This is a genomic window from Arcobacter thermotolerans (assembly GCF_983172305.1).
Map to the genome: position 1 here is coordinate 55,466 of NZ_CFAFZJ010000008.1, position 20,205 is coordinate 75,670.

Here is a 20,205-nt window from a genome sequence, read left to right on the forward strand (position 1 = left end):
ACATAAAGATTTTTTCTTTATGTTTTTTTTAAATAGAGCTATAATTTTTATAGTTTTATTTAGAAAAATTTTGGAGAATTTATGAAAATAGTATCTATTCTGTTTTTTTTTACAATAGCTTTATTCGCAAATTTTGAAGATGGTAAAAAAGTCTTTGATGCCAAATGTTCATCTTGTCATAAAGAGTATATACCTATGAATTTATTAAAAGAGAATTTTCTTGAAAAAAACAATACTCTTTTAAATTTGAAAGCCCCAAGCGCAAACATAATAGTTTGGGCAATGTTTGATAGTTCAAAAAAAATTGGTGATGAAAATGATAAAGAGTTTCAAGAGATTGAAATAAATGGTTATTTAAAATCTTATTTAGAAAATCCAGATAGATTTAACTCAATTTGTGATGATAGCGCTTTAGGACACTATGAAAATAAAAGTAGTATGAAAGGTGTGTTAAGTGAAGATGATTATCTAAATTTAACAACTTATTTTATGGAGTTTAAAAATAATATTAAAGAAGAAGATGTATATAAAAAACCAAAATATTCTAAAGAAGAAGAACAAAATATCCTAACAAAAGCAAAAAATGAAAATAAAAAGATTATAGTTTATGCAACTTCTAGTAGTTGTTATTTTTGTAAAAAAATGGATAAAGAGGTTTTTACGGATAATGAAATAAAAAAATTATTAGATAAAAACTATATTTTCATAGAAATTGATATGGATAAAAGTTCACTTCCTTTTGATTTACAAAAAGAGTATAAAAGGGTAACTCCTAGTTTCTTTTTTGTAAACAACAATAAAAAGTTATTAACTCAATATCCTGGTGCTTGGAAGAAAAATGATTTTATAGATATTTTAAAAGAGAACAAATGAAAATTTTAGGTGAAGTTTTAGAAGTTTTTAGTGCAACAAAAGAGTCAAGTGGACTTCCTAGACCAAAAGTTGAAAGCTTAAACTTAATAAAAGATTATGGAATAGAGTTTGATAAATTTGCAGAAAAGAATCTTGACCAAACTGTTATGATTGTTGGTTTAAAATCATATGAATTAGCAAAATCATTTAATATAGATTTAGAGTTAGGAAGTTTGGGTGAGAATATTTTATTAGATTTTGATCCTCATGATTTTGAAGTTGGAAAATATTTCAAAATAGATGAAGCTATAATTCAAATAACTCAAATATGTACAGTTTGCAATCATTTAAGTGTTTTTAATAAAGATTTACCAAAAATTTTAAAAGGTCATAGGGGAGTTTATTGTAAGATTATAGAATCTGGAAAGATTTTAAAAAATATGAAAATAAAGGAAGTATAATGTTTAAAAAACTCTTTTTAATTCTTTGTCTATTTGGTTTTGCCTTGGCACAGACAAAATTTAGCGATCCAAAACCTAGTTTTGAATCACCAAGAAAAGTTGTATATTCACTATATGTAAATGATTTAGATACTGTAAATCATACTATTGGTTCTATGTACAATATTTTAAAAGAGTATCCAGCTGAAAGTCTAAAAATTGTAGTTGTTGCTTATGGAAAAGGTCTTAGAGCTCTAAAAAAAGATTATGATAAAGAGACATTAAAAAGAATAAAATCTTTGATGGAGTACGATGTTGAATTTGTTGCTTGCAAAAATACTATGGAAACTATGAAATGGAAAGAGAGTGATTTTATAGATGATATTTCATTTACTCAAGCTGGAATTGTTGAAGTAATAGAACGACAAGTTGATGGATATATTGGTATTACAGCGTATTAAAACTATTTTTAAAGGAGAATAAAAATATGAAAAAATTAGTAATTTTGGCTTCATTGGTATTTGTGAATTATCTTTTTGCAAATACAAAAGATGATTGTATTAAAAAAGGTGATGGTTTTATATATGTACAAAATGAGTGTATTGCATATAAAAAATTTAATGGTGAAGGTGACTCTTTAAATATTATTATTCATGGAACTTGGGATGAAGGAAGTGATACTCTTGCTAGATATTCACCATTTGCTGAAGATTTAACTATGATGAGTGATGTTTCAACTATTGCTGTTGCACTTCCAGGTTACTCAAAAAGTTCGTCAAATAAACTTCTTCCACTTTCAAATAAAGAGGTTAAAAACTTAGCAGCAACAAAAGAGTACATTGAGTTTTTAGAAAATTTAGTTGAATCTTTAAAAGCTAAATATAGTGCTAAAAAAATAACTTTAATAGCTCATAGTGCTGGTTGTATGATGAGTGCTACTCTTCTTGGAGTAAAGCCAGATTTAGTTGATAATTTAGTTTGTGCTGGTGGAGTTTATGATATTCATAAAAAAAGTAATGATAAAAAACTAATATCTGCAGTTGATGTAGTTGATAAAATATCTAAAAAAGCAAAAATTGTACTTATTTATGGAACAGCTGATGAGATTTCAACTCCACAAACAACTATAGATTTTTATAATCTTGCAAAACAAAAAGGTTTAGATGTAAAATTAGTAGAAGTAAAAGATGGTGTTCATATAGATTTAGATATGACAACACAATCGAAAGATTCTATTATTGAACTTATTGAAGAGTAGATTTTCTACTCTTCATCATAAAATTCTAACTCTCTAAAAGCATCAAAAACATTTCTACTGTTTAACTCATCAAACATAGCAACATCTTTAAAATCATCCATAGTGACAACTTTTGAAATCTCATCTGCTGTAATTCCAGCTTCAATAGCTTCTAAAACTCTTGTTTTTAAAAGTGTGAAATATTTTGTTGTAAAATCTGTAGCTTTTTTATCAGTAATTGTTCCATGTCCTGCTATTAAAGTATTCCAATCATAAGAATTTATTAAATCAATAGCCTTTAAAGTTCCTATTACAGAACCATCTCTATTTGATGTAACTCTTTGATTCATAATAATATCACCTGTAAAAATAACTTTTTCATCAGGAAGATATACAATTAAATCATCTTTTGTATGAGCTGTTAGTTTTGTAGGGATTATCTTTATAGTTTTATCTGATATATTTATAACTTTTTCATCACTTACAACAACATCAGCTTTTATAACTTTTGTATTTTCCATCTCATTTTTATCTAATATCTCAAAAATTCGAGGCTTAGAGTTTTCATTATAGTTTTCATTTATAGATTTTGGAGCATAAATTGTGCTATTAAATCTATCTTTATAAAAACTATTTCCCATCCAGTGATCATCATGTTCATGAGTTATAATAATTGTACTAACTTTTAAATCTTCAATTTTTTGCATAGCTTCATAAGCTTGTTTTGCAAAGTTGTAGTTTGCACCTGTATCTATTAAAATATAACTATCTTTTGCTTTTATATAACAAGAATTTGCCATAAATCCGCCATTCTCTTTTGATGGAACTTCAGTTTTTCCAAAAAAACACCAAATATTTTCACTTACTTTTTGTGGTTTTAACTTATAATCAAAATTTGATGCAAAACCAAAAGAACAAAAAAGTGTAAAAAAAACAATCTTTTTAAACATAAATAAACTCTCCTTTAGATTTATAAGTGAAAATTATATTATAATATCACTTTTAAATATGTAAATAAGGGTTTTCTATGGACAAAAAACGACAAATGGTATTTAACTTAAACAATTTTTTACTAGCTTTTAGTGAAGTTTTAAATAGTAAAAAAGTGGCATATATAGCTTTAAATTTAGGTATTAAATTTGGATTTGATAATAAAAAATTAGCTGATTTATGCTCTTGTGCTTTGATTTTTTGTTTAGAAAAAAATAGTTTAAAAGAGTTTGATTTTTTAGATAGTTCACATTTAGAAGATAAAACTTTTCAAGAGATTATAAATTTTTCAACTTTAATATGTGAAAATTTTGATTTTTCAAAAAATAGTATAAATCAAAGAGTCGATGCTCTTGAGTTTGTCAAAAACAATCAAAAAAATTTTAGTAAAGAGTTGATAGAAAACTTTTTTGAAATATCAAAAAATCTTACTTTTTGGCTCGATTTAGAAAATGAGAGTGAAATTGTTATATTTATATACTCAAATTTAGAAGATTTTACAAAAGCTCTTGATTTTGAAGATATATTCAAGATGACAAAAGTATTTCACAAACTCCAAAATCCAAAATCAAATATCTTGGATAGCGCTTTAAAAGTAACAGATTTTTTTGAGTTTGAACACAAAGACAAACAAATTTTTCTAATAGCAACATCTTTACAAAATATTGGAAAACTATACATTTCAAAAGATATTTTAGATAAAAAAGAGCCTTTAACTTTGGAAGAAAAGGAGATAATAAAATCATATCCATACTATACAAAAAAAGTTATAAACTCTATTATGGGTTTTTCTGATATTTCTTCTCTTAGCTTTAAAGCTCAAGAAAGATTAGACGGAAGTGGAATTTTTAATCTATCTTCAAAAGATTTGAGCTTTAAAGATAGGTTGATTGTTTGTTTAATTATTTATAGTGCGCTAAGAGAACAAAAAGCTTACAGAGAGGCTTTTTCTCACCAAAAAGCTATAGAGATAATGCAAGATATGGCAAATAATAAGAAAATAGATGAAAGTATAGTAGATATTTTTGATAAAATTTTAGCTTAAATACTTTATAAAATATTTATTTACAAAGGTTAATAAAACTATATTTTATTTTTTTATTAACTTCGTAAATAAAACTCCAATTGGTACAATACTAAGACCAATTATAAAAGCAAGAGGAATAAGAATTTTATTATTATTTAATGCAAAAAATGCAAAAATTAAAAATCCATAACCAAAAATCCTATAAATAGATAAAAAACCTGTTGCACTAAACAGTGTATTTTTTAGTGAATTTTGCTTTACCCTACTTTTTTCTTCATCTATAATCTCTTTTATTTTTTCTGGTGTTAGTTCACTTTCAGGAACCTCTTTATACTCACTGTACAAATCAAAAGGGTCATCTATTTCATCAATTTTATCTCTCTCTTCACTACTTGAAATATGATTTTTATCAAGATTTTCTAATCTATTTTGAATATTTTTTTTATAAGATAAAAATGAAGCAAGAGTCACAAGAAGCGAAGCAAAAAATGCTATTTGAAGATTTAAAAGCCAAATTGCATTTTCAAAAAATATTGCATATAAACTAAGACAAAGATTTAAAAATAAAAAAACCTTTGCAAAGTTTAAAATTTCACTATTTATCTTCATCATCGTCAAATGATTTATCACCATGTTTTGCTCTATATGAATATCTTGGATCATTTTCCATACCCTCATACACTTTTTGAGCTCTTTTATAAGCTTTATAAACATTTAAACCAGCTGCTGCAATACCCCAAAAAATACCAAGCCAAAGTGTCCATGTATATCCTGTAAAGTGTTTTAGGGCTAAACCTATTCCAACTCCAATTGCAATAGCAGCAACCATAGAAATACCAACAGATAAACTATCAAGTGCTTCTATCTTATCTCTATGTTTTGGTTTTTGCTCTTTCTCTTTTATATCTTCCATTTATTTCCAATCTATTTTATGTAACTACAACAATAATCACTTATTGTTAATACTTTTATATCAAAACTTGAGTTTGCTGGAACTTCAAAAGAACTACCACTTTTATAACTTTTCCACTCACTTTCACCTTTTAATCTTACTTCAACATGACCATCTATAATCTCCATAATTTCAGCTTCAGCAGTACCAAAAAGATACTCTCCTATCATCATAATTCCTAAAGATTTTTACTTCCATCTATATCTATAAAAGTTCTACTTGTTACATTTCCATCAAAATAGATATTTGCTTTTTTGATAAGCTCTACATTTTTAAAACTTTCCATTATTTTAAACCTTTCATAACTTCATCTGCTGCTTTTATACAATCATCAATCATCTTATTTGTAATTTTTGTACAAATAAATCCAGCTTCATATTGACTACAAGCAAAATAAAAACCTCTTTTTAACATCTCACGGTGAAAAGTCGCGAATCTTTCAAAATTGCAAAGCCCTACTTCTTTAAAGTTTTTTGGCTCTTTTTCACAAAAGAAAAATCCAAACATACTTCCTCTTGTATTTACTTGAAGAGGTATTTCATTTTCAATAGCAACTCTTTTAAGTCCATCAACTAATCTTTTTGCTTTTTTTCCTAAAATATCATAAATTTCTGGAGCTTTTTTTAACTTTTTAAGACTTACTAAACCAGCTGCCATAGCAACTGGATTACCACTTAAAGTTCCAGCTTGATAAATTTTACCTTCAGGTGATAAATGTCCCATAATCTCTTTTGAAGCTGCAAAAGCACCTACTGGCATTCCAGCACCAATAACTTTTCCAAAAGTAAGAATATCAGCTTGTACATCTAAAATTCCACTTGCACCTTTTAAACTAGCTCTAAATCCACTCATAACTTCATCGAAAATCAGTAAAGCTCCATGTTTATCACAAAGCTCTCTACAAGTAGCTAAAAATTCATTTGTTGCAGGAACTAATCCCATATTTCCAGCAATTGGCTCAATAATAATACAAGCTATATCTGAACTTTCTTCAAAACAAATTTTGAGTTGTTCTATGTTGTTGTATTCGCAAAGTAGTGTATGTTTTGTTAAATCCTCTGGAACTCCTGGACTACTTGGGCTTCCAAAAGTTGCCATACCTGAACCTGCTTGTACTAGTAAAGAATCAGAGTGTCCATGATAACAACCCTCAAATTTTATAATATCATTTTTATTTGTAACACCTCGTGCCAATCTTATTGCACTCATAGTAGCTTCTGTTCCAGAGCTTACAAATCTTACTTTATCAATATTTTCATACATTTCAACAATCTCAGAAGCAAGTTTTGTTTCAAGATTCGTTGGAGCTCCAAAACTCAAACCTAACTTTGCAGTTTTTATAACTGCTTTTTCAATATCTTTATCACAATGTCCAAAAATAAGTGGTCCCCAACTTTGTACAAAATCTAAATATTTGTTACCATCAATATCATATAAATAGGCACCTTTACCTTTTTTAATAAATGGTGGTGTTCCACCTACGCTTTTAAATGCTCGAACAGGAGAATCAACACCTCCTGGAATTACTTCACAAGCTTCTTTGTAGGCTTTTATAGATTTTTTAAACATATTTTTTTCCTAAATTATAATTAAGTTTTTATTCTACTATAATATTTATAAGCAAAAGGTTATTTATATATTTATCAAATTTAAAAATAAATACAATTTTTAAATTTTTTTACTATAATTCGCGCATGAAAAAAATAGTACTTGCATTTGTCGTTTCCTTATTGATTCATATTTTACTTTTTTTAAATTATAGTTTTAAAGAGTCTGCTAAAGAAGAGACAAAAAAAGATAATGAAAAAAGTGAAGTAAAATTTGTAAAATTAGTACAAGAAAAAGTATTGCAAGAACAAACAGCAAAAAGTGTCGAGCCTAAAATAGATAAACCAAAAATTGTTGAACAAAAACAACAAAATATAAAAACTCCAAAAATAGTTGAAAAAGAGCAAAAAGCAAGTAGTGAATTAAAAGCTAATAATAGTAAAAAACAACTAGATATAAAAGAGGCTAAAAAAGTCCAAAAAGAGATTTTAAAAGAGAGTAGTAATCTTCAAGATAATACTTTAGAAAAATTCTTATCTCAAAAAACTCCTATAAATCAAGAAGTTTTAAATGAACTTCAAAAATTATATGGAAAAGAGTATGATAATTTTACAAATGTACAAAAAGCATATTTAGAAAAAAATCTAAATAATTTTCAAGTAATTACTCAAAAAGTTTTAAATCGTATGGGTTATCCAAAACTAGCTGCAAAGCTTGGAATTGGTGGAATAAATACTATAGAGTTTATGTTTCATCCAAATGGTGATATTAGTGGACTTAAAATAATAGGTTCTAGTGGTTATACTATTTTAGATGACTACTCTTTAGAACTAATCCAAATTGCGTACAAAGAGTATCCAAAACCAACTGAGCCAACAAAACTTAGATTTAAAGTTTTTTATAGAAACTATTAAAAAACTTTACATTTTTCTTTCATAATTATACATATCCATATATCTAAATGCTAGTAGATTTTCTAAAATCGCAAAAGTTACAATAAAATTTATAAAAGAACTTCCACCATAAGAAAATAGAGGTAAAGGAATACCAACAACTGGTGCAAAACCTATTACCATCAAAATATTTACACTCATATTTAAAAAAATAAGTAAAGCTAAGCCTGAGGAAAATGCTTTTACTATAAAATCTGTTTTGAAAAAATAGTTTATTGTAAACAGATGCAAAATTATAATCACATATAAAACTATCAAACCAAAAGCACCTAAAAATCCATGTCTTTCAACTAAATAAGCAAAAATGAAATCACTTGTAGCAATTGGTAAAAATTTAAGTTGAGTTTGAGTTGCTTCATCACTATCTTTTCCAGTAAGCCCACCTGATCCAATTGCTATAATACTTTGCTGGACATGATAACTAGGTTTTTCTGCAACAATAAAATCATGGACCCTCTTCTTTTGGTAATCTTTCATAATATAATTATATGAAAATGGTAAAAATATGGATAAAAACAATACAATTCCTAACCATATTTTCCAATTTACACCAATTATAAAAAGTATCCCATATCCAACCAAAAGCAACACAAGAGCTGTTCCCAAATCTGGCTCTTTGGCTATTAGAAAAAATGGTATAAAAATATAAATCGAAAAGTATCCAAAATCTTTTAATCCATATCCACCAATAGGTGGTGGTTTTCTTTGTATTAAATATCCTAACATCAATATATATATAGGCTTTATAATCTCAGAGGGTTGAATAGTTGTATCAAGAAGTGGAATATGTATCCATCTTTTTGCACCTAGTTTTGTTACCCCTATAAATTCTACTGCTAGTAAAAGCAAAATTCCTATCCAATATAAAAAAGGAACTAATCTTAGATTTTTTCTAAGAGGAAACATAAAAACTAAAATAAATATAAATAAGGATATAGTATAATAAAATACTTGTTTACTTGCCAATGCATCATTTGCCTCTGCTATTAATACATAAGATAGTATTATCAAAGGGGCTATAAAGATTAATATTAAATAATCAAAATGTGACATAATTCTTTTATCAAGTAAACGCATAGCGAAAGAGTAGCATAATATGTATAAAAATTTTATTGTAGATGTAGAAATTAGATTAGATAAATTTTTAAGTTTAAAAATTGATGCTTCAAGAAATCAAATTGAACAACTAATTCAAAAAGAGTTTGTAAAAGTAGATGGTAAAACAACAGATAAAAATGGTTTAAAACTAAAATTAAATCAAGAAATAGAGGTATTTTTTCCAGAACCAAAAACATTTGATAAAAAAAATAGTGAATTTATAAAAGAGTCATTAAAAGATATAAATATAGAGATAATCTATGAAGATAGTGATATTTTAATTATAAATAAACCTCGTGGTCTTACCGTTCATGATGCTCCTAGCGTAAAAGATGCAACTTTAGTTGATTGGCTAAAGCTTCAAAATATAAGTTTATCGACTATAAGTGGTGATGAAAGACATGGAATTGTACATAGACTTGATAAAGGAACTAGTGGGATTTTAATAGTTGCAAAAAATAATGAAGCTCATATTGAACTATCTAAACAGCTAGAAAAAAGAGAAGCTGGAAGATACTATTTAGCTTTAATTGATTTACCTTTAAAAGATAATATTGTTGTAGAAGAACCAATAGGAAGAAACCCAAATAATAGACTTAAAATGTCTATACAAAAAGATGGAAGATATGCAAAAACATCATTTTGTAAGCTAGAAGTTAGTAATAACTCAAAATATGAACTAATAGCTTGTAAACTTTCAACAGGAAGAACACATCAAATAAGAGTTCACCTAAATAGATTGAATAGGCACATTTTAGGGGATATTTTATATGGATTTAAGGGCGATTTTAGTATTATAAACGGATTTTTTTTGCATGGATTTTGCTTAGTATTTACTCACCCTAGAACTAAAGAGAAGATGAGTTTTACTGCAAAACTTCCCAAAGATATGCAAGATTTTATAGATACCAATTTTGACAAGGAGAGAATATATGAAAAAATTGAGACTTCTAGCCTCTTTAGCTTTTTTAATTTTAATAATTAGTGGTTGTGCAAATGTTTTAGATAACCTTACTACAACAACTTCACCAAAGGTTAATCAAAATTTTCAATCAATAGATTACTCTTCGATTAAATCAATTCCAGATATGAATTCAATTGGTTTTGAGTGGCAAAGAATAGATGACCATAGAGTTGTTGGTTATAATTTTTATAGAACAGAGTTATCAAAAGGTCAAAATACTCTGAAATTAATAAAAGCAACAGATAGTAGATATATAACACACTATGTTGATAAAGGTCTAGAACCAAAAACAAAGTATGCTTATCAAATATCTGCTAGATTAAATGATGGTACAGAGTCACCTACAACTCAAGCTTATATAGTAGAAACTCTTCCAAGAATTGCGCCTGTTGGTTTTGCACAAGCAGTATCAAATCTTCCAAAAAAAGTAAAAATTGTATGGCAACCACATCCTGATCCTAGAGTTGGTTATTATAGAGTTGAAAGATATAATACTTTTCTTAAAGAGTGGGTTTGGGCATCTGCTTCTAAGATAGAAAATAGACTAAGTGCTGAATTTATTGATACAGGATTAGATGATAATACTACATATAAATATAGAATAAAGGCTTTCTCTTTTGGAGATGTTGAATCAGCTCCTACGAAAGTATTGGAGGCAAAAACAAAAGCTCTTCCTCTACCAGCTACAAATATAAAAGTTTCAAATAATATTCCAAAAAAAATCTATATAACTTGGAGTGCATCTCAAAGTCCTGATGTAGTTCAGTATAGAATATATAGAAGTAGCTATAAATCTTTAGGTTACAGTAATATAGCAGCTGTAAACTCAAATACTTTAGAATATACAGATGAAGTAAATGCAGATAAAAAAGAGTACTACTACAAAGTTATAGCAGTTGATAAAGATAATCTTGAAAGTAGCTCTGATATTGAAGCTATAAAAGGTATATCTCTAGCACCACCAGCAAAACCAATATTAACTTTAGCTCAAATCCAAGGAAATAAAGCTATTTTAAACTGGCAAGCAGGAGATAATAGAGCGACATCTTATAATGTTCATAAAAGAGTAAAAAAGAACTGGTTTTTATCAGATACAGTAAAATTTAAAAATATAACTTCTCTTAGATTTGAAGACCATGATATTTTAAAAGGTGTTGATTATTACTACTCAGTACAAGCAGTAGATGAGTTTGGTATACTTTCTTCAAAAAGCGATGAGGCAAAATTGGCTCTACCTGAAACAAGTATATAAATATGCCTCACATAGTTTTTGAAAGAAATAATCTACTTGAAACTCCTTTAAAAAAAGGAGATATTGAGTTTTTATTTACAGCCCAATCTTATCACCCAAAAGATAGTAATAGAAAAATTGAATATAAAATTGCTACAAAAAACAAAGATTTAGAGTTTTTATTAGCAATAAAAGAGAAAGATGAAAACTATCTTATAAAATCAGATAAAACAACAAGAGTATCACCAGTTTCTTACATAAAAGATGCTCTAAACTCTTATGTTTTAGAGAATAAATCAAAGATTTTATTTAAAAATACTACAAACTTAAAAGAGAAAAAAGAGCAAGAACATAAATATCTAAAAGATATTGATTTTTTTGTAGAAGATTTTAAAAGCGATAAAGAGATTCAAATAGAGATTGGTTTTGGAAGTGGAAGACATCTTCTTTATCAAGCAAAACAAAATCCGAATATACAATTTATTGGTCTTGAAATTCACTATCCTTCAATCGAGCAACTTTTAAAACAATTAGAACTTCAAAATATTACAAATGTTTTAGTTGTAAACTACGATGCTAGGCTTTTTATGGAGTTTATAGAGTCAAATCAAGTAGGTAAAATATTTGTTCATTTTCCAGTTCCTTGGGATAAAAAAGCACATAGAAGAATTTATTCAAAAGAGTTTGTAAATGAAGCTTTAAGGGTTTTAAAAGTTTCTGGAACTTTGGAGCTTAGAACTGATAGTAGAAACTATTTTGATTTTTGTGTAGATTTACTTACAAACTTAAACAAAGCCTCAATAAAAATCGATGTAAATAGAGATTTAGAGGTTGTAAGTAAATATGAAGATAGATGGAAAAAACAGGGTAAAAACATATATGATGTAGTTTTAACTTCACAAAATATTGATGAAAAGTTAAATATTAATTATAGCTTCGAATTTGATTTTGATATACATTTTGATAACTTTATAAAAAATGTTTTTACAAAAGCTATAATAATTAAAAATTATTTTGTACACATTGAAGAGCTTTATAAGATATTAAATAAAGATAATTCTGGTTTAATCAAAGTTACTATGGGTAATTTTGATAGACCTGTGACTAAATATCTTTTAGTAATGGATGGTAAAATATCTTATTATCAAGGAAACCCTCTTCCAACTAGCTCAAATATAGAAGCTGATAAAAAATTAAAAGAGATTTTGTCTAAATGATTACAGCAAAAGATTTATATCTTACTTATGATAATAATAAATATATTATAAAAAGAGGAAATTTTTCTATAAAAGAGAAGGAGTTTGTCTTTATTGGAGGAAATTCAGGAAGTGGAAAATCAACACTTTTGAAATCTTTTTATGGTGATATTCCAATAAAGCATGGTAGTTTAAAAATCTCAAATCAAGAAGTTTTTAAAATCAAAGGGAATAATCTAAGACATCTTAGAAAAGATATTGGTGTTATTTTTCAAGATTATAAACTGATAAATGATTATACTATCGAAGAGAACATTATGGTGCCTCTTAAGATAAATAACTACTCAGATGAAGTTTCAAAGCTTCAAGCTGATAATCTTTTAAAACATGTAAAATTAAGCCATAGAAAAGGTTTTTATCCAAATCAATTAAGTGGAGGAGAGCAACAAAGAGTTGCAGTTGCACGTGCTTTAGCACATAATCCAAAAATTATAATAGCAGATGAGCCAACTGGAAATTTAGATGATTTTAATGCAGATGTTGTTTGGAACTTATTAAAAGGAGCAAATGAACAACTAGGAATTACAGTAGTTGTTGTAACACATAGAGTTCCAAAAAATCTAGGAATTAATTTTAGACAATTATCAATAGAAGATGGGATAATTTATGAAGTCTCTTAAAGCTATATTTGCATTTTTTGTACCACTTTTAGCAATGCTTATTACATTTTGTATTTTTTTACTTATTGATAATATTGTAGATAATTACAAAAATAAAATATCAAGAGATTATAGTATTGTTTTGGTTGCAACAAATCCTATTAAAAAAGAGTCATTAAATGAACTAGCTGGAATTAAAGTTGAAAATATTCAACTATTGCCAAATGAAAAGATAATTGAAAATATTAAATCAAATTTATCTGATAACTCTATTGAACTTTTAAAACAAAAACTACCATACTTTTATCAAATATATCTTGAAATATTTCCAACAAGTAGTGAATTAGAAGTTATTAAAAAAACCCTACTTTCAAATAAAGATGTAAAAAATGTAGAGGTTTTTTATAAAAACCATAATCAAATATATCTGTTGCTACTTATTTTAAATAGTGTTTCATTTATACTATTTTTTATTATTACTATTTTTGCAATAATAATTATTGCAAAACAGATAAAACTTTGGTTTCATGAACATAGTGTGAGAATTTCTATTTTAAGACTTCATGGAGCTTCTATTATTTATAGTGCATCTTCTGTTTTAAAATATGCTCTAATAAGCTCTTTTCTTGCTTTTTTAATATCTTCACTTTTTTTGATATATGTATCAAGCAATATTGAAGTCCTTTTCCCATTTGAATTACAAGAGATAGTTAATGTAAATATAAATATTGAAAGAGATATTTTAAAAATTTTTATTTTATCTTTTTGTATCTCTGTATTTACAATATTTGGTGTATTATTTAAGTATAAGATAAGTAATGATTAGATTAATTTTTTCACTATTTTTAATACCAATTTTTATATTTGCATCAGCAATAGATACAAAAATTGCACAAAATCAGAAAATCCTAGATAGTAGTAAAAAAAGTAAAGATAATACAACTGTTAAAATAAAAGAGATAGCTGATAAAATAGAAGCTTCAAACACAAATTTATCAAAACTTGAAGAAGATATTATAAAAATAAATGAAGATATAGAACAACATCAAAAACTTCTGGAGAGTTCTCAATCAAAACTAAATGACCTTCAAGCAAAATCTAGTGATTTAATAAAAGAGAAGAATAGTAGTGAAGAGGAGATAATAAATACAATCGTAGAACAATTTTCTACATCTTTAGCACTTCAACTAGCTTCAAAAGAGTCTTTGCAAGAGCTAATAGACAATGAAATGTTCAATCTTCTATCAACAAATGCAAAACAAAAAGTTTTAAAACTAAATGAAAATTACAATAGACTAACAGAAAATACAAAAGCAAATCAACAAGAGATAAATAAACTAAATAGCTATATCAAAGATAGATTAAAAACTAAAGAGAACTATAAAGCTCTACAAATAAAGCATACAAAATCTTTAGAGAACTTAGAAAAAGAGCATAAACTTTATCAAGCTGAACTTAAAAAAGTTATTGAACAACAAGAGTCTTTGAGTAAAATATTATCTGACTTAAAAATTGTTAAACAACAAGAGTTAAAAAAAGCACAAGAAGAGAAAGAAGATAATCAACAAGTACAAACAACAAATGTACGAAATCAAAAATATGCAAAAGATTTAGATCTTGATGTTAAAAAAATTGGTTCTTCAACAGATGGTGTTCAAATAGTAAAATACAAAGGTGCAAAAACTATAGCTCCTTTAAAATCATTTAAAATTGTTAAAAATTTTGGAACATATTATGACCCTGTTTATAAAATAAAATTATTTAATGAATCTGTTGTTTTACAATCAAATGAAAAAGGTTCAAAAGTAGTAGCTGTTCTAAATGGAAAAGTTGTATATGCAAAAAAGAATGCTGGAATGCTAGAAAATGTTGTAATTATTCAACATGAAGGTGGAATTCATACTGTTTACTCTCACTTAGATGATATTGCACCAACTTTAGTTGTAGGAAAATGGGTTCAAAAAGGCTCAGTTGTAGGAAGAGTAAATGAGAACTTAACTTTTCAAGTTACAAAAGATAGCTCTCATATAGATCCAAAAGATCTCTTTAATATTTAGGTAATGTTATGGTAAAAAATAGCATAGACAATCCAGTTTTTTTAATATTTTTACTAATTTTTGCAGTGAGTATAAATTTTTTAGCTTCTACTCATTTTTTAGTTATTTTATTTGCAGGAGTTATTTCAACTGCATTTTATAGAACTTTGAAGCAAAAATATTACTACTCTTTTGCGTTTGTTATAATTGCTTTTTTACTTATTGAGTTAAATATGGGACTTAAGCCATTTTCCTTATCATTGCTATCATATTTTGTATATCTTTTTATAATTCCAAGATATGAACAAAATCAGATAAATACATTTTTATATGTAATCTTTTTTTACATAGGTTTAGGTATTATTTGGTATATCTTCTTTAATTTTGACTCATTTTTTAGTTATATTTTAATAATAAATCTTATTATAGATTTAATCTTAGTTGGGATATTTTTATGAATTTTAGATTAACTCTTATATATATTTTTATTGGAATTATTGCTATTACACTACTTTCAAGAGTATATTTTTTATCTATCAAATCAAACACTTACTATGAAGAGTTATCAAAAAACAATTATATAAAAAAGACATATTTAGCACCTACAAGAGGTGTAATAGAAGATAGAAATGGAGAGCCTTTGGCTCTAAATCAAATAGGATTTTCTATTCTTATAAAACCTCATTTAAGAGCTCCTAAATATAGAGAAAAACTAGAAAAACTTATAGATATTGTAGTAGAACAATTTCCACAATATGATAAAAATAAATTAATAAAAGATTATTTAAGAGAAGATTCTCCTTACAATCATGAATTTATAAAAGTTATTGATTATGTTCCTTATGAAGAGATTTTTTCAAGATATACATTTTTAGCAACTCAAGAGGATATTAGAATTGAATCATCTTCAAAACGACACTATCCGCATAAAGAGCTAGCTGCACATATTATAGGTTATGTAAGTAGAGCTTCAAAACTTGATATTGCAAACAATGAAATAGCAAAATATAGTGGTGTTGTGGGTAAAAGTGGAATTGAGAGATACTATAATGAGAAACTTCAAGGAACACTAGGATTTAAAGATACAAAAGTAAATGCTTTAAATAAAGAGATTGAAGTAATAGAACAAAAAGATCCTTCAAATGACAATAATGTAAGAATTACAATTGATGTTAATCTTCAAAAATATATTCAAGAACTGTTTGTAGATAGAGCTGGTTCTGTTATAGTTATGGATGCAAATAATGGTGAAATATTAGCAGCAGGTTCATTTCCTGAGTATGATAGTAATCTTTTTGCAAGAGGAATTACTCAAGAAGAGTGGAATATTATGAGAAATGATTTTAATCATCCTTTTACAAATAAGATTATAAATGGATTATATCCTCCTGGTTCTGTTATAAAAATGGGAGTTGCACTATCATTTTTAGAAAATGGAATAAGTGATAAATTTACAGTTCAATGTAGTGGTTCTTTACCAATTGGAAATAGAAATTTTAGGTGTTGGAAAACAACAGGTCATGGACATATTGGATTTAGAAGTTCAATTGAACAAAGTTGTGATGATTTTTATTATAAAGGTAGTTTAAAAATAGGAATTGGAAAGATGTCTGCAACTTTGGCAAAATTAGGAATTGGAGAAAAAACTGGTATAGATTTACACAATGAATTTATAGGTATTAATCCTAATAAAGAGTGGAAAGAACAAAAATTAAAAAAACCTTGGTATATTGGTGAAACTGTTATTAGCTCTATTGGTCAAGGAAATATGCTAACAACTCCTTTACAAATAGCAAGATTTACAGCATTTTTTGCAAGTGGAAAACTTCCAAAACCACACTTAACAAAAGATGCTTATGAAGAACCAAAAGAGTTAGATTTTAAAAAAGAGCATATAAAACTTATGCAAGAAGGAATGTTTGATGTTGCAAACTCTCCATCAGGAACTGCAAAAAGATATATAAACTCAAAAGTAAAAATAGCAGCAAAAACAGGAACTGCTCAAGTTGTATCTATTCCACAAAGTGAAAAAGTGAGAATGAAAGAGAGCGAAATGGAGTATTTTCAAAGATCTCATGCTTGGATTACATCTTATGGACCATATAAAAATCCAAAATATGTAGTAACAATAATACAAGAACACGGTGGTGGTGGTGGAAGTGCAACAGGTGGAATTGCTAGTAAAATTTTTGATAAATTATATGAATTGGGATATATAACAGAATTAGAGTAATATTTAATCATATGTTAGATAGAATATTATCCATTTAATTTAGGATTTATATTTGAAGATAATTTTTTCACTAGTTTTTTCATCACTATTTTTATTTGCTGCACAAGATCCATTACCAATGATAAATCTTTCAGTTGCAGCGGTAGATCAACCAATACAATTTGTAAAAACTATAAATATAGCTGTTATTCTAGCTCTTATGGTTCTTGCACCGTCCTTATTACTTATGGTTACATCTTTTACAAGAATTATAATTGTTTTAGCACTTTTAAGACAAGCTTTGGGTTTACAACAATCTCCACCTACACAAATAATAATTTCTCTTGCACTTATTATGACAATTTTTATTATGGAACCTTATGGGAAAAAAGCTTGGGATGAGAGTATTGTGCCTTATATGGATGAAAAAATATCATATCAAGAAGCTTTTACAAAAGGTGTGGCTCCTTTTAAAGATTTTATGATAAAAAATACTAGAGAATCAGATTTAGCACTATTTTATAGAATAAAAAAAGAACCTAATCCAAAAAATATAGAAGATGTTTCACTTATTTTACTTATGCCTGCATTTATTGTAAGTGAACTAAGAACTGCATTTGAGATAGGATTTTTGATATTCTTACCATTTTTAATTATAGATATTATAGTTGCTTCAATTTTGATGAGTTTGGGTATGATGATGTTGCCACCTGTTATGATATCTCTGCCCATAAAAATTATCTTCTTTATTATAGTTGACGGTTGGTTACTTATAATTGGAAATCTAGCACAATCCTTTAAATAAATAATTTATAATCAGGTTTTATATATGAAAAAAATTTTATATTTTGTTATAGGTTTTTTAGTACTTCTATCTATATCATACTATTTTTACTACTCTTCAAAAAAAGAGGAGATAACAAAAGAGATATTTTTAGAAAAAAGTATTCAAATGAGAAAACTTTTTACAGATGAAATAAAAAGAAAACAGGATAATACGCTTAATATGGCATTTATCTTAAGTCAAGATGAGAATCTTATAAATGCTTTAAAAACAAAAAATAAAAGCTTACTAAATTATAATAATACTCTATTATTTTTACATGATAACAGTGATTACAAAAATCTTTGGCTACAAATTGTTGATAAAGAGGGTAAAAGTTTTTATAGATCTTGGAAAAATATGTCAGGTGATGACTTATCAAATGTTAGAACAGATTTAGATGAACTTATAAAAAATCCAAAACCAATTACAAATATAAGCTCAGGATTATTTGACTTAACTTTAAAAGCTATAAATCCAATTTATGATACAAATGGTCAATTTTTAGGTTTTGTAGAGTTTATTTCAAAATTTAACTCTATATCAAAAAACTTAAAATTTGAAAAAATAGAGCCCATTTTTATTTTAAGTCGTGAAAAAAGTAAAAAACTAATTGACCCATTTAGTAAAATATTCATACGTGATAATTATATAGCAAATATAGATGCAAACCAATCTATTTTAAAATATATTGAAAGAATAGGTGTTGATAAATTTTTAAATATTGAAAACTATCTTTTATTCGATAAATACATTGTTACAAATTTACAAATAAAAGATACAAATGGTCAAGATATGGGTCTATTTTTACTATTTTTTGAAAAAAATAGATTAGATTATTCATCTTTAATAAATTTTAAAAATCAATATTTATATATTGTTATAATATTCTCAATTTTATATCTTATAGTATTTTTATATCTTCTAAAAACTATGTATGCAAAAGAGCTTGATAATGATGTAAAAATTAAGACAAAAATGATTCAAGAACAACAAAAAAAGCTTGAAAGACTACTTGATATTTATGATAAAAATGTAATATTCTCAAGAACTGATTTAAGAGGAATAATAACTCATGCAAGTAGTGCTTTTTGTAAAATTAGTGGATATACAAAAGAGGAACTTTTGGGGCAACCACACAGTATTGTAAGGCATCCAGATATGCCAAAATCTACATTTAAAAAGATTTGGGATAGTTTAAAAGCTGAAAGAAAGATAACTATTGAGATAAAAAACTTAAGAAAAGATGGTTCATACTATTGGGTAGTTGCTGATTTTGAACCTGAATATGATGAACTGGGGAATCATATAGGCTACTTTGCTGTTAGAGAAGATATTACTGCAAATAAAGAGATAGAAGAACTCCAAAAAGAGGTTATCTTTACTATGGGCTCTATTGCTGAGTTTAGATCCAAAGAAACTGGAGAACACATTAAAAGAGTTGCAAAATACTCAAGAGTTTTAGCAGCTGCTTATGGTTTATGTGAAGATGATATTGATATGTTAGAGCTTGCAAGTCCTATGCATGATATTGGTAAAATTGCAATTGCTGATGCTATTTTAAACAAACCAGGAAAATTAACTAATGAAGAGTTTGAAGTTATTAAAACTCATGCACAAAAAGGTCATGATATGCTTGAAATATCAAATAGACCTCTTTTTAAAGTTGCTTCTCAAATAGCTTTAACTCATCATGAAAAATATGATGGGACAGGATATCCAAATAGTTTAAAAGGTGAAGATATACCTATTTTTGGAAGAATAACAGCTTTAGCAGATGTTTTTGATGCTATTGGAAGCGATAGATGCTACAAAAAAGCTTGGGAGATGGAAAAAGTTTTAGAGTTTATTAAAGAGCAAAGAGGAAAACACTTTGACCCTAAACTTGTAGATATATTCTTTGATAATTTAGATGATATATTAAAAATAAAAGAAGAGTACCAAGATATATAAATAATTTTTATATATCTATAGATATTTTTTATAA

The 20,205-nt window shown here is 26.6% G+C and carries 21 protein-coding genes and 1 pseudogene; 16 read left to right on the plus strand and 6 right to left on the minus strand.

The genetic code is table 11. The features are described from left to right. Nucleotides 1–81: 81 nt before the first annotated feature. Genes AC5LG6_RS07470 through AC5LG6_RS07485 form a run of 4 tightly spaced genes read left to right on the plus strand, consistent with a single transcriptional unit; the run spans nucleotide 82 to nucleotide 2,550 of the window. Nucleotides 82–873 (plus strand): thioredoxin family protein, encoded by a 792-nt coding sequence (locus AC5LG6_RS07470; RefSeq protein WP_498586122.1) that lies wholly within the window; start codon nucleotides 82–84, stop codon nucleotides 871–873. After that, nucleotides 870–1,313: an MOSC domain-containing protein gene (locus AC5LG6_RS07475; protein WP_081560336.1), complete on the plus strand. Its 444-nt coding sequence runs from the start codon at nucleotides 870–872 to the stop codon at nucleotides 1,311–1,313. Before AC5LG6_RS07470 ends, AC5LG6_RS07475 begins: the two co-directional genes overlap by 4 nt. Beyond that, complete coding sequence (locus AC5LG6_RS07480; RefSeq protein WP_260968873.1) at nucleotides 1,313–1,753, plus strand: DsrE family protein; 441 nt, start codon at nucleotides 1,313–1,315, stop codon at nucleotides 1,751–1,753. The genes AC5LG6_RS07475 and AC5LG6_RS07480 overlap by 1 nt, the downstream gene beginning before the upstream one ends. Before the next feature lie 26 nt (nucleotides 1,754–1,779). Then, nucleotides 1,780–2,550, plus strand: a complete 771-nt coding sequence (locus AC5LG6_RS07485) for an alpha/beta hydrolase (protein WP_498586123.1) — start codon at nucleotides 1,780–1,782, stop codon at nucleotides 2,548–2,550. A 5-nt stretch (nucleotides 2,551–2,555) separates the two neighbouring features. Here the strand turns inward: AC5LG6_RS07485 and AC5LG6_RS07490 are convergent, their stop codons facing one another. Next, complete coding sequence (locus tag AC5LG6_RS07490; protein ID WP_260890171.1) at nucleotides 2,556–3,479, minus strand: MBL fold metallo-hydrolase; 924 nt, start codon at nucleotides 3,477–3,479, stop codon at nucleotides 2,556–2,558. Between the two features lie 77 nt (nucleotides 3,480–3,556). Here AC5LG6_RS07490 and AC5LG6_RS07495 point away from each other — a divergent pair, with 77 nt between their 5' ends. Next, the gene (locus AC5LG6_RS07495) at nucleotides 3,557–4,564 is read left to right on the plus strand and encodes an HD-GYP domain-containing protein (RefSeq protein WP_498586124.1); all 1,008 of its coding nucleotides are present in this window, start codon (nucleotides 3,557–3,559) and stop codon (nucleotides 4,562–4,564) included. Nucleotides 4,565–4,609: 45 nt separating this feature from the next. Here AC5LG6_RS07495 and AC5LG6_RS07500 read toward each other — a convergent pair whose 3' ends face one another. From AC5LG6_RS07500 to hemL, 4 genes and pseudogenes are all read right to left on the minus strand, one after another. Further along, nucleotides 4,610–5,209 carry a hypothetical protein gene (locus AC5LG6_RS07500; protein WP_498586125.1) on the minus strand — a complete coding sequence of 200 codons (600 nt, stop codon included), beginning with the start codon at nucleotides 5,207–5,209 and terminating at the stop codon, nucleotides 4,610–4,612. Continuing rightward, a complete protein-coding gene (locus AC5LG6_RS07505) occupies nucleotides 5,142–5,459 on the minus strand; it encodes an AtpZ/AtpI family protein (RefSeq protein WP_066166948.1) in 318 nt (105 codons plus the stop codon). Before AC5LG6_RS07505 ends, AC5LG6_RS07500 begins: the two co-directional genes overlap by 68 nt. Before the next feature lie 11 nt (nucleotides 5,460–5,470). Continuing rightward, nucleotides 5,471–5,784: pseudogene (gene ppnP / locus AC5LG6_RS07510) on the minus strand (pyrimidine/purine nucleoside phosphorylase). Further along, on the minus strand, nucleotides 5,784–7,067 hold the full coding sequence (gene hemL / locus AC5LG6_RS07515) for a glutamate-1-semialdehyde 2,1-aminomutase (RefSeq protein ID WP_498586126.1): 1,284 nt from the start codon (nucleotides 7,065–7,067) through the stop codon (nucleotides 5,784–5,786). The pseudogene ppnP and the gene hemL overlap by 1 nt, the downstream one beginning before the upstream one ends. A gap of 125 nt (nucleotides 7,068–7,192) precedes the next feature. On the opposite strand from hemL, the gene AC5LG6_RS07520 reads away from it, so the two are divergent. Beyond that, the gene (locus AC5LG6_RS07520; RefSeq protein ID WP_498586127.1) at nucleotides 7,193–7,960 is read left to right on the plus strand and encodes an energy transducer TonB; all 768 of its coding nucleotides are present in this window, start codon (nucleotides 7,193–7,195) and stop codon (nucleotides 7,958–7,960) included. A 6-nt stretch (nucleotides 7,961–7,966) separates the two neighbouring features. Here the strand turns inward: AC5LG6_RS07520 and AC5LG6_RS07525 are convergent, their stop codons facing one another. Continuing rightward, nucleotides 7,967–9,076 carry an FtsW/RodA/SpoVE family cell cycle protein gene (locus AC5LG6_RS07525; RefSeq protein WP_066166936.1) on the minus strand — a complete coding sequence of 370 codons (1,110 nt, stop codon included), beginning with the start codon at nucleotides 9,074–9,076 and terminating at the stop codon, nucleotides 7,967–7,969. Between the two features lie 19 nt (nucleotides 9,077–9,095). Between AC5LG6_RS07525 and AC5LG6_RS07530 the strand changes: the two genes are divergently transcribed. From AC5LG6_RS07530 to AC5LG6_RS07575, 10 genes are read left to right on the plus strand one after another with little or no spacing between them, the layout of a single operon-like run. Further along, entirely contained in the window at nucleotides 9,096–10,082 is a 987-nt protein-coding gene (locus AC5LG6_RS07530) for an RluA family pseudouridine synthase (RefSeq protein WP_434225292.1), read from the plus strand. After that, on the plus strand, nucleotides 10,030–11,313 hold the full coding sequence (locus AC5LG6_RS07535) for a hypothetical protein (protein WP_141051595.1): 1,284 nt from the start codon (nucleotides 10,030–10,032) through the stop codon (nucleotides 11,311–11,313). The genes AC5LG6_RS07530 and AC5LG6_RS07535 overlap by 53 nt, the downstream gene beginning before the upstream one ends. A gap of 2 nt (nucleotides 11,314–11,315) precedes the next feature. Next, nucleotides 11,316–12,509 carry a tRNA (guanosine(46)-N7)-methyltransferase TrmB gene (gene trmB / locus AC5LG6_RS07540; protein WP_260953432.1) on the plus strand — a complete coding sequence of 398 codons (1,194 nt, stop codon included), beginning with the start codon at nucleotides 11,316–11,318 and terminating at the stop codon, nucleotides 12,507–12,509. Further along, complete coding sequence (locus tag AC5LG6_RS07545; RefSeq protein WP_260935273.1) at nucleotides 12,506–13,168, plus strand: cell division ATP-binding protein FtsE; 663 nt, start codon at nucleotides 12,506–12,508, stop codon at nucleotides 13,166–13,168. The genes trmB and AC5LG6_RS07545 overlap by 4 nt, the downstream gene beginning before the upstream one ends. Beyond that, complete coding sequence (locus tag AC5LG6_RS07550; protein WP_260890184.1) at nucleotides 13,155–13,973, plus strand: FtsX-like permease family protein; 819 nt, start codon at nucleotides 13,155–13,157, stop codon at nucleotides 13,971–13,973. Before AC5LG6_RS07545 ends, AC5LG6_RS07550 begins: the two co-directional genes overlap by 14 nt. Further along, on the plus strand, nucleotides 13,966–15,204 hold the full coding sequence (locus AC5LG6_RS07555; RefSeq protein WP_434227952.1) for a murein hydrolase activator EnvC family protein: 1,239 nt from the start codon (nucleotides 13,966–13,968) through the stop codon (nucleotides 15,202–15,204). Before AC5LG6_RS07550 ends, AC5LG6_RS07555 begins: the two co-directional genes overlap by 8 nt. Nucleotides 15,205–15,212: 8 nt before the next feature. Next, nucleotides 15,213–15,641: a hypothetical protein gene (locus tag AC5LG6_RS07560; RefSeq protein WP_066155726.1), complete on the plus strand. Its 429-nt coding sequence runs from the start codon at nucleotides 15,213–15,215 to the stop codon at nucleotides 15,639–15,641. Further along, nucleotides 15,638–17,416, plus strand: coding sequence for a penicillin-binding protein 2 (mrdA, locus tag AC5LG6_RS07565; RefSeq protein WP_148571324.1), 1,779 nt, complete (start codon nucleotides 15,638–15,640; stop codon nucleotides 17,414–17,416). Before AC5LG6_RS07560 ends, mrdA begins: the two co-directional genes overlap by 4 nt. Nucleotides 17,417–17,468: 52 nt before the next feature. After that, nucleotides 17,469–18,200: a flagellar type III secretion system pore protein FliP gene (gene fliP, locus AC5LG6_RS07570; RefSeq protein ID WP_066155722.1), complete on the plus strand. Its 732-nt coding sequence runs from the start codon at nucleotides 17,469–17,471 to the stop codon at nucleotides 18,198–18,200. A gap of 24 nt (nucleotides 18,201–18,224) precedes the next feature. Then, the gene (locus AC5LG6_RS07575; RefSeq protein ID WP_498586128.1) at nucleotides 18,225–20,171 is read left to right on the plus strand and encodes an HD domain-containing phosphohydrolase; all 1,947 of its coding nucleotides are present in this window, start codon (nucleotides 18,225–18,227) and stop codon (nucleotides 20,169–20,171) included. Nucleotides 20,172–20,205: the final 34 nt, after the last annotated feature.

Bases quoted from the DNA above. Each gene is read 5' to 3' on its own strand.
- AC5LG6_RS07470 (WP_498586122.1), top strand. From the start codon at position 82: ATGAAAATAGTATCTATTCTGTTTTTTTTTACAATAGCTTTATTCGCA.
- AC5LG6_RS07475 (WP_081560336.1), top strand. From the start codon at position 870: ATGAAAATTTTAGGTGAAGTTTTAGAAGTTTTTAGTGCAACAAAAGAG.
- AC5LG6_RS07480 (WP_260968873.1), top strand. From the start codon at position 1,313: ATGTTTAAAAAACTCTTTTTAATTCTTTGTCTATTTGGTTTTGCCTTG.
- AC5LG6_RS07485 (WP_498586123.1), top strand. From the start codon at position 1,780: ATGAAAAAATTAGTAATTTTGGCTTCATTGGTATTTGTGAATTATCTT.
- AC5LG6_RS07490 (WP_260890171.1), bottom strand. From the start codon at position 3,479: ATGTTTAAAAAGATTGTTTTTTTTACACTTTTTTGTTCTTTTGGTTTT.
- AC5LG6_RS07495 (WP_498586124.1), top strand. From the start codon at position 3,557: ATGGACAAAAAACGACAAATGGTATTTAACTTAAACAATTTTTTACTA.
- AC5LG6_RS07500 (WP_498586125.1), bottom strand. From the start codon at position 5,209: ATGATCCAAGATATTCATATAGAGCAAAACATGGTGATAAATCATTTG.
- AC5LG6_RS07505 (WP_066166948.1), bottom strand. From the start codon at position 5,459: ATGGAAGATATAAAAGAGAAAGAGCAAAAACCAAAACATAGAGATAAG.
- hemL (WP_498586126.1), bottom strand. From the start codon at position 7,067: ATGTTTAAAAAATCTATAAAAGCCTACAAAGAAGCTTGTGAAGTAATT.
- AC5LG6_RS07520 (WP_498586127.1), top strand. From the start codon at position 7,193: ATGAAAAAAATAGTACTTGCATTTGTCGTTTCCTTATTGATTCATATT.
- AC5LG6_RS07525 (WP_066166936.1), bottom strand. From the start codon at position 9,076: ATGCGTTTACTTGATAAAAGAATTATGTCACATTTTGATTATTTAATA.
- AC5LG6_RS07530 (WP_434225292.1), top strand. From the start codon at position 9,096: ATGTATAAAAATTTTATTGTAGATGTAGAAATTAGATTAGATAAATTT.
- AC5LG6_RS07535 (WP_141051595.1), top strand. From the start codon at position 10,030: ATGAAAAAATTGAGACTTCTAGCCTCTTTAGCTTTTTTAATTTTAATA.
- trmB (WP_260953432.1), top strand. From the start codon at position 11,316: ATGCCTCACATAGTTTTTGAAAGAAATAATCTACTTGAAACTCCTTTA.
- AC5LG6_RS07545 (WP_260935273.1), top strand. From the start codon at position 12,506: ATGATTACAGCAAAAGATTTATATCTTACTTATGATAATAATAAATAT.
- AC5LG6_RS07550 (WP_260890184.1), top strand. From the start codon at position 13,155: ATGAAGTCTCTTAAAGCTATATTTGCATTTTTTGTACCACTTTTAGCA.
- AC5LG6_RS07555 (WP_434227952.1), top strand. From the start codon at position 13,966: ATGATTAGATTAATTTTTTCACTATTTTTAATACCAATTTTTATATTT.
- AC5LG6_RS07560 (WP_066155726.1), top strand. From the start codon at position 15,213: ATGGTAAAAAATAGCATAGACAATCCAGTTTTTTTAATATTTTTACTA.
- mrdA (WP_148571324.1), top strand. From the start codon at position 15,638: ATGAATTTTAGATTAACTCTTATATATATTTTTATTGGAATTATTGCT.
- AC5LG6_RS07575 (WP_498586128.1), top strand. From the start codon at position 18,225: ATGAAAAAAATTTTATATTTTGTTATAGGTTTTTTAGTACTTCTATCT.